The sequence below is a fragment of the Chryseotalea sp. WA131a genome (assembly GCA_025370075.1).
In the GTDB taxonomy this organism is placed as follows: Bacteria; Bacteroidota; Bacteroidia; order Cytophagales; family Cyclobacteriaceae; genus ELB16-189.
The window spans coordinates 3,082,938-3,096,416 of record CP073016.1 but is presented as its reverse complement, the minus strand read 5'-3'; the positions used below and the strand labels follow the sequence as shown (position 1 = coordinate 3,096,416).

Annotated in this window: 9 protein-coding genes and 1 tRNA gene; 6 read left to right on the top strand and 4 right to left on the bottom strand. The window is 43.4% G+C overall.

Annotation, left to right across the window (positions count from 1 at the left end; all coding sequences use genetic code 11):
- Nucleotides 1-108: 108 nt before the first annotated feature.
- From KA713_14230 to KA713_14220, 3 genes are all read left to right on the top strand, one after another.
- The gene (locus tag KA713_14230) at nucleotides 109-963 is read left to right on the top strand and encodes a helix-turn-helix domain-containing protein (protein UXE65622.1); all 855 of its coding nucleotides are present in this window, start codon (nucleotides 109-111) and stop codon (nucleotides 961-963) included.
- 39 nt (nucleotides 964-1,002) lie between these two features.
- The gene (locus KA713_14225) at nucleotides 1,003-2,691 is read left to right on the top strand and encodes a sodium/solute symporter (protein UXE65621.1); all 1,689 of its coding nucleotides are present in this window, start codon (nucleotides 1,003-1,005) and stop codon (nucleotides 2,689-2,691) included.
- A gap of 144 nt (nucleotides 2,692-2,835) precedes the next feature.
- Nucleotides 2,836-5,907, top strand: a complete 3,072-nt coding sequence (locus KA713_14220; GenBank protein UXE65620.1) for a glycosyl hydrolase — start codon at nucleotides 2,836-2,838, stop codon at nucleotides 5,905-5,907.
- 259 nt (nucleotides 5,908-6,166) lie between these two features.
- On the opposite strand, the gene KA713_14215 is transcribed toward KA713_14220, so the two are convergent.
- Nucleotides 6,167-6,240, bottom strand: a tRNA-His gene (locus KA713_14215).
- Nucleotides 6,241-6,350: 110 nt separating this feature from the next.
- A complete protein-coding gene (locus tag KA713_14210) occupies nucleotides 6,351-7,691 on the bottom strand; it encodes a dihydroorotase (GenBank protein UXE65619.1) in 1,341 nt (446 codons plus the stop codon).
- A gap of 56 nt (nucleotides 7,692-7,747) precedes the next feature.
- On the opposite strand from KA713_14210, the gene KA713_14205 reads away from it, so the two are divergent.
- Complete coding sequence (locus tag KA713_14205; GenBank protein ID UXE65618.1) at nucleotides 7,748-8,983, top strand: DEAD/DEAH box helicase; 1,236 nt, start codon at nucleotides 7,748-7,750, stop codon at nucleotides 8,981-8,983.
- Between the two features lie 238 nt (nucleotides 8,984-9,221).
- Here KA713_14205 and rho read toward each other — a convergent pair whose 3' ends face one another.
- Nucleotides 9,222-10,808 (bottom strand): transcription termination factor Rho, encoded by a 1,587-nt coding sequence (rho, locus tag KA713_14200; GenBank protein ID UXE65617.1) that lies wholly within the window; start codon nucleotides 10,806-10,808, stop codon nucleotides 9,222-9,224.
- A 260-nt stretch (nucleotides 10,809-11,068) separates the two neighbouring features.
- On the opposite strand from rho, the gene serS reads away from it, so the two are divergent.
- Together serS and KA713_14190 are read left to right on the top strand one after the other, a co-directional pair.
- Nucleotides 11,069-12,343 (top strand): serine--tRNA ligase, encoded by a 1,275-nt coding sequence (gene serS / locus KA713_14195; GenBank protein ID UXE65616.1) that lies wholly within the window; start codon nucleotides 11,069-11,071, stop codon nucleotides 12,341-12,343.
- A 22-nt stretch (nucleotides 12,344-12,365) separates the two neighbouring features.
- Nucleotides 12,366-12,617, top strand: coding sequence for a hypothetical protein (locus tag KA713_14190; protein ID UXE65615.1), 252 nt, complete (start codon nucleotides 12,366-12,368; stop codon nucleotides 12,615-12,617).
- Nucleotide 12,618: 1 nt separating this feature from the next.
- Here the strand turns inward: KA713_14190 and KA713_14185 are convergent, their stop codons facing one another.
- Entirely contained in the window at nucleotides 12,619-13,386 is a 768-nt protein-coding gene (locus KA713_14185; protein ID UXE65614.1) for a tryptophan-rich sensory protein, read from the bottom strand.
- Nucleotides 13,387-13,479 lie beyond the last annotated feature (93 nt).

The following is a 13,479-nucleotide window of genomic DNA, read 5'->3' as shown; positions in this document are numbered from 1 at the left end:
TGCTTACAGGTAGAAATTTCCACTGGAGTTGTCATTTTTTGTTCTTCATTGATGTTTGGGTTAATGTATTGATTAATTTGATACATTCGAACTCAAAAAAAAGGATGTATGAAGATCAAACTTGAAAAAGTAAAACCCGATGAGGGAAGCTCGTTCAGGATTTTGAAAAATCCTCGACTGAATGAGATTTTCTATTGGCATTACCATCCGGAATATGAATTGATTTTTATCGCTGGGGCAGATGGCACGCGGCATATTGGTAATCACATCTCTTTATTTAACGGTAGTGATCTCGTGTTTATGGGGCCGAATATTCCCCATCTAAATTTTGACTACGGTATTCGTACGGAATATGAAAAAATTGTGATCCAATTGCAGGAGGATTTTCTGGAAGCAGCACTCGATCATATACCAGAACTTTCGGACATTCGAACATTGTTTTTAAAAGCGCGAAAAGCCATTGCGTTCGATGGCGAAACCAAACGGATGGTGGGCGAAAAATTAAAGGAGATGGTGCAACAGAACCACTTTCGGCAATGGATCTTATTGTTAGAAATCTTTCAACTGCTTGCCACCAGCACGGAAAGTAAAGTGCTCAACATTTCACCTGTGGAACACAACTACAATTTGAAAGAGCAACAGCGCATCAAAAGAATTTACAGGTATGTAGAAGAACATTATCAAGAGAAAATAGATGTGAATGAAGTAGTGAGCCTTTGTAGTTTATCGATGGCTGCTTTCTGCCGGTACTTCAAGCGAATGACTGCTATGACGTTTACTGAATATTTAAATCAGTACCGTGTCAACCAAGCCAAGAAATCATTGTTGAGGGGTAATAACGTAACGGAAGCTTGCTTCGAGAGCGGCTTCACCAACTTGTCGTATTTCAACAAAACGTTTAACAAGTATGCCAAGGAAAACCCGCTGCATTTCAAAAAACGGTACTCACATGCACTTAACTAATTAATCTTTACCTAACTTATAGCCACCAAACTTTTCGACATGATTACAAACCTGAGTTCGTTCGATATCTTTATTGTACTTGCCTATTTTGGAGTTGTCTTTTACGTTGCCCGGTGGGCAACCCTCAGGCGCAAGCACAGCAACAGTGAGGCGGCATCTGCCGATTATTTTCTATCGGGAAAAAGTGAGGGGTGGATTGTAATCGGCTCAGCGCTCTTTGCATCTAACATTGGCTCTGAAATTATTTTGGGACTTGCCGGCTCTGGGGCGCGAGCGGATATGCCCAATGCACAGTTTGAAATTCTAGCTTCGTTGGTGCTGATTATTTTAGGGTGGGTGTTTGTGCCCTTCTATCTCAAAACAGGTGTGTACACCATGCCCCAGTTTTTAGAGATGCGGTACTCCCCTGCTGCGCGAACGTATCTCTCGGTGGTGTCCATATTAGCTTACGTGCTTACTAAAATTTCACTTATCATTTTTTCAGGCGCCTTGATCTTCGACATGTTTGGAATTCCGTTTTGGACGGGCGCGATCATCATTGTACTGTCAACTGGATTGTATACGGTACTTGGTGGATTGACAGCCGTTATTTACACCGATCTACTTCAAACGGTCATTTTATTGGCAGGAACAATTGCCGTTACGTTTTTTGGGTTGCACCAATTGGGTGGATGGAATGAGATGACGCATACCATTGCCGTGGCAAACTCAGAATCGGGCAGTCCAAGTGTGTCTCAATTTTTTAACTTATGGCGGCTCGTGTCGGATACAAATTACCCTTGGACAGGAATGTTGTTTGGTGCTCCGATCCTGGGCGTGTGGTATTGGTGTACCGATCAGTTTATCGTTCAGAAGGTATTGTCGGCAAAGGATATTAGTCAGGCACGAAAGGGTACTTTGTTTGCAGGCTTTCTAAAACTTCTTCCTGTATTTATTTTTTTAATGCCAGGCATCATTGCTTTCGCGTTAGCTAAAAAAGGATTGCTTTCGTTTTCGTTGGACAATGCTGATCAAGCCATGCCCGCTATGATCACTGCGTTGCTTCCTGTGGGAATCAAAGGACTAGCCATTGCTGCACTACTTGCTGCCTTGATGAGTTCACTATCATCTGCGTTCAATTCTTCGTCTACATTATTCACGATCGATTTTTATAAGCGCTTCAAGCCACAAGCATCCGAAAAGCAATTGGTATTGGTGGGCCAGGTTGCAACCATCGTGCTGGTGATTGTGAGTTTAAGTTGGATACCTTTTATGAGAACCCTGATGGGAGGGGGCATGTTTCATTATTTGCAAAACATTCAGGCATATATTTCTCCACCTATCGCTTGTGTGTTTTTGTTGGGTCTATTCATAAAACGCATTAATGCGCGCGGAGCTATTGTTTCGCTGTGGGCAGGGTTTGTGATTGGCGTTTCGCGATTAGTAACTGAATACTTGGCAAAAGAGGGAATGATTCATGTGGAGGAAGGAAGTTTTCTTCAATTTATGCTAGGCATTAACTTCTTGCATTTTGCACTATTTCTGTTTCTCATTTGCGGTGCGATATTGATTCTTGTGAGCTTCACGGCACCGGCACAATCGGAAGAGCAACTAAAATTGGTAACGTATAAACGAACTCCTTCGGTTAAAGGAGAAAGCTACTCAACTGATTTTTGGCTCACACTACTTTTGATAGGCAGTGTTATCTTTTTATGGATACTATTTAGCCCGTGGGGGATTGCCGGATAATCTAGTCTGCAGTTTCCTACTCCATTGCTCAATAAATAAAAATTTGGTGTTATTATCAACCACTCATACTCTGCAATATTCATCAATATATATTTACTCCATTCACAAAAATCTTTTTCGTACTTTTCAGTATAACCTACCTCTATGAATAAGATCATCTACCTCCTACTTTTACTTTCGGAAATGGTGCAAGTGCACGCCCAAACCATTGACTCCAAATATTTTGACAAACTAAAATGGCGCAACATTGGCCCGGCACGAGGGGGGCGTTCTTTGGGCGCGTCCGGAAGCCCGGGTAGAATCAATGAATATTACTTTGGCGCTACTGGTGGTGGACTTTGGAAGACGACCGATGGCGGACAAGAATGGGCTCCTGTAACTGACGGACAAATTTCTTCTTCATCTATAGGTGCTGTGGCGGTTGCCGAGACCAATCCTGATGTTGTCTACATCGGGGGAGGCGAGACACAACTTCGTGGAAGCATCACACAAGGTGACGGGGTTTATAAAACGACCGATGGTGGAAAAACATGGCGCTCTCTCGGCCTGAAAGAAACACAAGCGATTTCTCGAATTCGTGTACATCCTACCAATCCTGACATTGTTTATGTGGCTGCACTCGGTCATCCTTACGGTGATAATGAAGAGAGAGGTGTGTTTAAATCTATTGATGGGGGTAATACATGGAAGAAGGTTTTATATGTAAGCCCAAAGGCCGGAGCTGCTGATTTGATTATTGATCGAACGAATCCAAAGATATTATATGCGTCTACCTGGCAAGTCTACCGGAGAACGTGGAAGATGTGGGGCGGTGGGCCTGATTGTAAACTATGGAAATCTGAAAATGGGGGAGAGACTTGGAATGAATTGACCAAAAATCCCGGCATGCCTGAAGGGCCATTGGGCAAAATTGGGATAACGGTATCACCGGCTGATAACAAAAGACTATGGGCAATTGTAGAGGCGAACGATGGTGGAGTCTACCGAAGTGATGATGCCGGTGCTACGTGGAAGAAAACAAATGATGAAAGGAAGTTACGCCAACGGGCATTTTACTATTCGCGCATTTATGCCGATCCATTTGATCGCGAGACCGTCTATTGTTTGAACGTGGATTTTTGGAAATCGACCGATGGCGGTGTGAAGTTCGACACGGAGATAAAAGTGCCACATGGTGATAATCACGATTTATGGATTGATCCAAACAACCCACTGCGTATGATTACTTCCAATGATGGAGGTGGTGCCGTGTCTGTGAATGGTGGCAAAAGCTGGACAGATGAAGACTATATCACCACGCAATTTTATCATGTTACTACCACTAACCATGTGCCGTATCATGTAGCGGGCGCGCAACAAGATAACTCAACCATTGCGGTTCCAAGCGAAGGTTGGAACCACATGAATGTGCTAGGCGAATGGGGTTATGATGTGGGCGGAGGAGAAAGCGGGTACATCACTTCTCATCCCGATAATCCAAATATTTATTATGCCGGTAGTCAGGGAGCGTTACTCACACGTAAAGATGTTTCGACCGGACAGACACGCGACATTCAAGTTTATCCAAGATTTTTTTCTGGAGAGCCTGCGAGTTCACTGCCCGAGCGTTGGCAATGGACATTCCCAATTGTATTTTCACCAAAGGATTCAAAAATTTTATATACCTGCTCGCAGCACGTGTGGAAAACAACCGATGACGGGCAGAGCTGGGAAAAAATTTCTCCCGACTTAACCTATGCTGATCCCGAGACATTAGGAATATCTGGTGGAGAAATCACGCGCGACATGAACGGTCCAGAAATTTATGCGACTGTATTTGCACTTGCTCCTTCGTTTCACGATGTGAATACCATTTGGGCAGGCTCTGATGACGGAAAGATAAACATCACACGCGATGGCGGAAAAAGTTGGACGAACATCACGCCCAAAGACTTACCAAAAAATTCGGTTGTAGCCATCATCGATGAGTCGCGACACAAGGCGGGAACTGCCTATGTTGCTGCGTTCCGTTATCAAGTGGATGATCGCCAGCCTTATGTTTTTAGAACAACGGATTTTGGAAAAACATGGACGAAGATTGTAACCGGAATTAAGGACGGGCATTTCTCCAGATCAGTACGTGAAGACCATGTCCGTCCCGGGCTTTTGTTTTTGGGAACAGAACATGGAGCGTATGTGTCGTTCAACGCGGGCGATAACTGGCAACCGCTTCAATTAAATTTACCCGATACACCTATTCGCGATTTAGTAGTCAAGAACGATGATGTGGTATTAGGAACACACGGTCGTGGGTTTTGGATTTTAGACGACATCAATCCACTGCGTCAACTCACACCTGAATTGATGAAACAAAATGCGATTCTGTTTCAGCCGAGTGATGCGATTCGCGGTGTGTACGATGCGGCTTTTCAATATTATCTAAAAGACAAAGTAGACACAGTTAAAATTGAAATTTTAGATGCCAATGGAAATCTGGTGCGCAAGTTCATTGGCACAAAGTCCGAAGAGAAACCGATTGCCGGAGACTTTTGGGGTGGTGGCGACAGCAAGCCAACCGCTGCCGCGGGATTAAATACTTTTAGATGGAACGGTCGTTATGAAGGCGCTACTATTTTTGATGGTATCATCATCTGGGGCGCCCGTCCGCAGAATGGACCTGAGGCACCCATTGGGAAATATCAGGTTCGCTTTAAAGCAGGGAGCTATTCGCAAACGTATTCATTCAATGTAAAAATGAATCCGAATGTAAAAGGTGTAAGTGAATCCGACTTGAAAGAGACGTTTGACTTGGCAATAAAAATCCGCGACCGCGAATCGGCTACTAACGAAGCCGTCATCCGAATACGCGATTTGAAAAAACAAATTGAAGAACGCGCTAAAGAAGTAAACGATCCAACTTTCTCAGCATCAGCGAAAGAATTGATTGCCAAGATAACTGCCATCGAAGAAGATTTGTACCAGACAAAAAACCGCAGCGGCCAGGACCCATTAAACTTCCCCATCAAGTTGGGCAATCGTCTTTCAGCTTTAAGGAGAAGTTTGGAGACAGGCGATGGCAAACCTACAGCTGGTGCGTACAAAGTTTTTGAAGAACTTAACAAAGAACTGGATAGCCATCTTGGAAAATTGGAAACTACACTCAAGACAGGCATCGATGCGATCAATCCTGTATTGATGAATAAGCAGATGAAGGCGATTATTGATAATAAAAAGTAATTTAGAAAGAGAGTCAAGGAGTCTTTACTGTTTCAAGCGCGCTTTTACAACATTCGCATGACGGATATAAAATGAATTGTTTACCTCAGTATATGTAAAACTCCGTCATAAAGAAAACCCGCTTTCGCGGGGTTTAAATTTTAGGAGTGGCGATGGGATGCTGAGCCTTTGGCTCGAGCAAGTTCTTTGCCCGCCTAGCGAAACGGCACTCGAATTGTAAATAAAAAAAGCTCCACGTTCGCAGAGCTTTATTTTTTTGGGTGAATGATGGGACTCGAACCCACGACCCTCAGAATCACAATCTGATGTTCTAACCAACTGAACTACATCCACCGTTTTTTCCTCCGTAACTTTAGCGAAGGAGAATTCATTTAACCTACCCCAGCTGAGGCTTAGGAGGATAAAGGACTGCAAAGGTAGATAGCTTCGGGTAAAATCCAAAATCAATCTCTGTTAAAACTCAACCGCTCGCCCATCTTGTGCTCGTTAAAAATCCCATTGGCATAGGCATGATGCCCTGAAATCCACGTATTCGTAACAGCCGACTGAAAGGTTTGCCCCTCGAATGGCGACCAACCACACTTGGCTAAAATATTATCTTTTTCCACCTTCCAAGGTTGCTGTGGATCTACCAATACCAAGTCTGCATAATATCCTTCGCGTATAAAGCCGCGTCTATCAATTTGAAAAAGAATGGCCACGTTATGACTCATCTTCTGCACGATTTGCTCAAGCGTGATTTTTCCTTGATGATAAAATTCTAGCATCGCCACCATACTATGTTGAACCAATGGTCCGCCTGAAGGAGCGTGAAAATATTTTTGAGCTTTTTCTTCGCGCGTGTGCGGGGCATGGTCGGTGGCAATCACATCGATGCGGTTGTCCAATAGCGCCTTCAAAATTTCTTGTTGATCAGTTGCTTTTTTGATAGCCGGATTCCATTTGATGTTCATGCCTTTCTTTTCATAATCGGCCTCGTTAAACCACAAATGATGGATACAAGCTTCGGCTGTAATCTTCTTTTTTTCGAGCGGCAACGTGTTGTCAAAAAGATGTGTTTCCTTGGCGGTAGAGATATGCAAAACGTGAAGACGTGTTCCATGCTTTTTAGCCAAGCCTGTAGCAAACGAGGAAGATTTGTAGCAAGCTTCTTCATTGCGAATGAGCGGGTGGTAGGCCACTGGACAATCGTCACCGTATTTTTCTTTGTAGTCAGCTAGGTTTTTGCGAATGGTCGGTTCGTCTTCGCAATGGGTAGCGATAATGGAAGGAAACCTAGCGAAAATTGCTTCCAATATTTTGGAATCATCTACCAATAAATTTCCGGTGGAAGACCCCATGAATATTTTTAAGCCACACACTTTTTTAACATCGGTCTTCATCACCTCTTCCAAGTTGTCGTTGGAAGTGCCCATGAAAAAAGAATAATTGGCCAGCGATTTTTTTGCAGCGATTTGGTATTTGTCTTCCAGCAATTGCTCGGTGAACACGGGCGGATTGGTGTTGGGCATCTCCATATAAGAAGTAACGCCCCCTGCCACAGCCGCTCTTGATTCGGTAAAGATTTCGCCCTTGTGTGTTAGGCCGGGTTCACGAAAATGAACCTGATCATCAATAGCACCCGGCAACAACCATTGGCCATTGGCGTCCATTACTTCTTTGGCAGGATGGTTTTGCAAATCGGCACCGATTTTTTCAATGAATGATCCTTTAATTAGTACATCACCTTCAAAGACCTTGCCTTCGTTGACTATTTTTGCATTTGTGATTAACGTAGAGTTCATTACCTTGTAAAGATAAAAGAAAGATAAACGAAAGTTAAAACTGAAACCACCAACCCATGCAATGGCAAGATTTTAAGTTGAACAAGCAATTACTGGATGCTGTAGCCGAAGCTGGGTTTGAATCGCCTACGGAGGTTCAGCAAAAATGCATACCGCTGATCATGGGCGGCCAACAAATCATTGGCATCGCACAAACTGGCACGGGCAAAACGGCTGCTTATTTGTTGCCTATTTTAATGAAAGCCAAATTTGCACAAGGCACGGAGCCGCGCGTGTTGATATTGGTGCCCACCAAAGAATTGGTTGTGCAAGTTTCCAAGCAAACACTGGCACTTACCAAGTTCACCGACCTTCGGCTAGCTGCAATTTATGGAGGCATTGGTCCTAAAACACAAATCGAAGCAATTCAGGCCGGCATCGATATTTTAATTGCTACACCCGGCAGGTTTTTAGAATTGTATTTGCGGAAAGAAGTTCCGGTGAAACAAATTAAAGCGTTGGTGCTGGACGAAGCCGACCGCATGATGGACATGGGCTTTATGCCACAGCTCAGAAAAATTTTTGAAGTCATCCCCAACAAGCGGCAAAACTTATTGTTTTCGGCTACCTATCCGGAGAAAGTAGAACGGTTGGCGGAAGAGTTTATTGAATTTCCAGTTCGCGTAGAAATAACACCACAGGCAACCGTTGCCCGAAAAGTAGAACAAGAGTTGTATCGCATCCCCAACATGCGAACAAAAATTAATTTTTTAGAACACCTGCTTCAAGACAAAGAGACGTATTCACGGGTGATGATTTTTGCACGGACCAAAGAAACAGCCGACAATGTTTTCAAATATTTAGATCGCAAACACTTGGGGCCTGCAAAAGTGGTGCATTCCAACAAGGGGCAAAACACGCGCATCAATTCCATGAATGAATTCAAGGAAGGCAACTTGCGGATATTGGTAGCAACCGATGTTGCCTCGCGCGGCATTGATGTAGTCAATGTAACGCACGTGATCAATTTCGATGTGCCGTTTGTGTACGAAGACTATGTGCACCGCATTGGCCGCACGGGTCGTGCATTTCAAAGTGGCAAGGCGATTTCATTTGTAACGAATGCCGAGCTTTATCACATCGATAAAATTCAAAAAATCATCCGCGAAAAAATTGCTGTGAAGGAATTGCCGAGCGGTATTGAAGTAAGCGAAACCCCATTTGAGGAAGCCCAAGAAATGGCACGTGAAATCGATCGGCAGAAAAGATATGAAGACCCCGAATTCAAAGGGGCGTTTCACGAGCGAAAATAAAATCAATTCGAAAATTTGAAGATGAGTTAATTTGAAAATGGCTCTTTCATTTTCAAATCTTCAACTTACTTCAAAGAATTGCCCGGGGCATTTAAGTTAATGAAACCCCATTTGAAGAAACTGATAACATGGTACTACAGAAAAGAATAAAGACCGCGAATTCAAAATTTGAAGATGAGTTAATTTGAAAACGGTTCTTACATTTTCAAATCTTCAAATTGTTTCATTTTCAAATTATCTACCCATTCATCGAAATCAAGAACTCTTCGTTGTTACGAGTACCTTTCATTTTCGATTGTAGGAATTCCATCGCTTCAATGGAATTCATATCGGCCATAAACTTGCGCAAGATCCACACCCGCTGAAGTTCTTCTTCTTTCATCAACAAATCCTCTCGTCTGGTGCCCGAAGCAGGAACGTCAATCGCTGGGTACACCCTTCTGTTTGAAAGTTTACGGTCTAGTTGCAACTCCATGTTACCCGTTCCCTTAAATTCTTCAAAGATTACCTCATCCATTTTAGATCCGGTATCAATCAATGCCGTGGCGATGATGGTCAACGAACCACCGTTTTCAATTTTTCGAGCGGCACCAAAGAAACGTTTCGGTTTGTGGAGTGCGTTTGCATCCACACCACCCGATAAAATTTTACCTGATGATGGTACTACAGTATTGTACGCACGCGCCAATCGAGTAATCGAGTCCAATAAGATTACTACATCGTGGCCACACTCGGTCATACGTTTTGCTTTTTCCAGAACAATGGAGGCAACTTTCACATGTCGCTCGGCCTGCTCATCAAATGTGGAAGCAATCACTTCCGCCTTTACACTGCGTGCCATGTCCGTCACCTCTTCAGGGCGTTCGTCAATCAACAACACAATCAAATATACTTCGGGGTGATTTTCGGCAATGGCGTTGGCAATGTTTTTCAACAAAACCGTTTTACCTGTTTTAGGTTGGGCCACAATCATACCACGCTGACCTTTTCCGATGGGCGAGAACAAATCCAAAATTCTAGTGGACATGTTGTCGTGGGTGGTACTGAGTTTTAATTTCTGCTCAGGGAAAAGTGGGGTCAAATATTCAAAGGCAACACGGTCGCGAATTTCTTCCGTGGTTTTTCCGTTCACACTATCTACTTTCAATAGTGCAAAATATTTTTCGCCTTCCTTCGGTGGGCGTATTTGTCCTTTTACGGTATCGCCTACTTTAAGGCCAAACAATTTTATTTGCGAAGGGGATACATAAATATCATCGGGGCTGGCCAAATAATTGTAATCAGATGAGCGCAAAAAGCCGTAACCATCTTGCATAATTTCCAATACACCTTCGTTGGAGACCACACCATCAAAATCTTTTACCAAATTTTCGCGTCTGGGTTGCTGATTTTGGTTGGGGTTTTGGCTTTGATTGAACGAACGTTCTTCACGATTTTCATTCCTGGTTTCGGTGCGCTCATTTTGAGTGGAAGTAGTTGCTTCTGCAATTGGTTCGGGTGTGGTTTCTTCAAAGCGAGTAATGTTTTGATCGACTTCAAAGCCAGGATCCTTTATCATCTCTTCGCTCGATTTTTCTTCGGCAGGAGGAGTAGCGGATTCGGTGACAGGGGGCGCCACGTTTTCTCTTCTGCGGGGGCGCATTTTGCGCTCGGGCTCTTGCGTTTCTTTTTTCTTTGGTGTAGGCTCGCCTGCTACGGCTTGTTTGTCCAATATTTTGTAGACAAGTTCTTCTTTACCTAGTTTTTTGGCATTGATGCCCATTCCTTCAGCAATTTCTTTTAATTCAGAAATAAGCCTGACATTGAGATCTTCAATTGTGTACATGCAGAATTTTAATAGAGGGGTTAAATAGAGAAGTTATGGTTTATAATAAAAAGCAAGGGCTGTTATTCAGCAAAAAACTAGATAAACATGTAAATCAAAACCGAAAATGATAACTAACGAAATTGAAATTTATTGATTGGGTCGGCCGGTGTGGCCTGATTGATGATGCAATAATAAGCCAAAATTTGAATAGTATCAAATGAGGATCGAAAATTCACCAAAAAATATTGGCTATTTTTGACGCCTTAAATTCATCACCTATGTTGCAATTGCAAACCTTACGCGAAAATACGCAGGCCGTTATCGATGGACTGGCGAAACGACATTTGAAAGATGCCAGCGAATTAGTAAACAAAGCCCTTGAGCTCGATAAACAAAAGCGTGCCCTCCTTACCGATACCCAAGAAAGAGAAACCAAAGCCAATGCCGATTCAAAAAAAATTGGAGAGCTGATGAAAAGTGGCAAGGCCGATGAAGCCACCACCTTGCGTGCTCAGGTAGCACAAGAAAAAGAAATCATTAAAGCAAACGGGGTTCGCTTAGAAAGTGTTGACAAAGAACTGACCCAAGTACTTTATAAAATCCCCAACGTGCCAGCCACCAACGTGCCCGCAGGCAAATCGGCAGAAGATAATTTATATGAAGCGCCTATTGGCGAAATCCCCACACTGAGCAGTGATGCACTTCCTCATTGGGAGTTGATTAAAAAATACGACATCATCGATTTTGAGCTGGGCGTAAAAATAGCGGGGGCAGGCTTCCCCGTCTACAAAGGGAAAGGAGCAAAGTTGCAACGCGCGTTGATCAATTTCTTTTTGAGCGAGGCCGACAAGGCAGGCTACATTGAAATGCAACCACCTATTGTGGTGAACGAAGACTCTGGCTATGGCACAGGCCAACTTCCCGACAAGGAGGGGCAAATGTATTTTGTGAATGCCGATGGTTTGTATTTGATACCCACGGCCGAAGTTCCGATTACTAATCTCTATCGTGATGTAATTGTGAGCGAAGCCGACTTACCCATAAAAAATGTAGGCTATACACCTTGCTTCCGCAGGGAGGCGGGTAGCTGGGGTGCGCACGTGCGCGGACTGAATAGACTTCATCAATTTGACAAAGTAGAAATTGTGCAAGTGTGCAAGCCCGAAGATTCGTATCGCATTTTAGAAGAGATGAGCGAACACGTGGCGGGGCTTTTGAAAAAATTAGAGTTACCTTTTAGAAGATTACTGTTGTGCGGTGGCGATATGGGTTTCAACTCGGCTATGACCTACGACTTTGAAGTGTTTTCTGCTGCACAGCAGCGCTGGTTAGAGGTTAGCTCTGTTAGTAACTTTGAAACCTACCAAGCGAACCGCTTGAAGTTGCGCTACAAAAACAAAGAGGGCAAAATGCAATTGTTGCACACGCTCAATGGCAGTGCGCTGGCGCTTCCGCGGATTGTGGCAGCGATTTTGGAGAACAACCAAACACCGGAAGGAATAAAGATTCCAAAAGTGTTGGTGCCATGGACGGTGTTTGAGTGGGTCAATTGATCATTTATTTAAATCCACCCCAATGAACCCAAAAAGAGAAGAGGTAACAATTGAAGTAATAAGTCGAATTTTATTGTTCGCTTATTATGGCGTGGTATTTCTGACCCTGTTTAAAAAAATTCAGCTGCCTCAGGCCATTTTTTTACTTCTCCCATTGCCCTATATCATGTTGAAAGTTTATGGAATTAGAAAGTACGATGCTGGTAATTATTTTCCCCTCGTTGGATCATTAGCACTTCATTTGTTCTTCGCTTTTTATCTTATCTACAAGTAATTTACTTCGGCCTAGTAGTTTTAGCTTGCCAAAAAATAACAATCAATCCACCAAACATAATCGCTATCACCACGGTAGCAATTCTCGCAGCATCAGCAATTAGTTGATAATCGGCATTCACGCGCTTGCTGTAAATACCAAAGAAGGCCCACATTAACACCAACAGAAAAGCAGGCTCTTTAAATCGATAGGCCATAAACAATCCGAGTACGGCTGCAATGGCGATCATCGTTACCGTCCAAATTTCGGGTGAGAGAAAACCACCGTCCCACTTCCAATCCAACAGCAAACACGAAATGTTGGCAATGGTGGCCACGCAAATCCAAGAGAGATAAAACAAAAACGGCAGCTTTAACGCTATCCACTGCCACGCGTCCTTCATTTTATGTTGCTGAAGCAACAAAAAGATTCGTGTGAGCGAAAACAGCAGTAACAGCATGATGACCACAGAAGCTAACGTGAATAAATGGTGCCAAACCAAAATCCAACTGGCGTTGGCAACGCACGAGAGCAAAAACCACAAGGATAATTCAGAAAAATAAGCTTCGCGTTGCAACCAAAATTGGTAGATCGAAAAAGTAATGAGCAACAGGTAAATCGCGCTCCAAACCGAAAACGTAAAGCCCGCGGGCGTAAACAAGCTCGGGTATAAATCTGAAATAGCACCCGTACTCATACCATTAATCGGAAGCGTGATGGCGAGCGTATTGACGATAATGACGGCCACCAGGCCGATGAGATTGAGAAGGGAAAGGTAGGTTGTCTTCATAAATCTTTAGAGATAGGCACAAGTTAAAACATTCGTGTTGCAAATTGTTGGTTATCGCCTTGCATTTTTATAATTTTCAAATCCCAAAAGTCA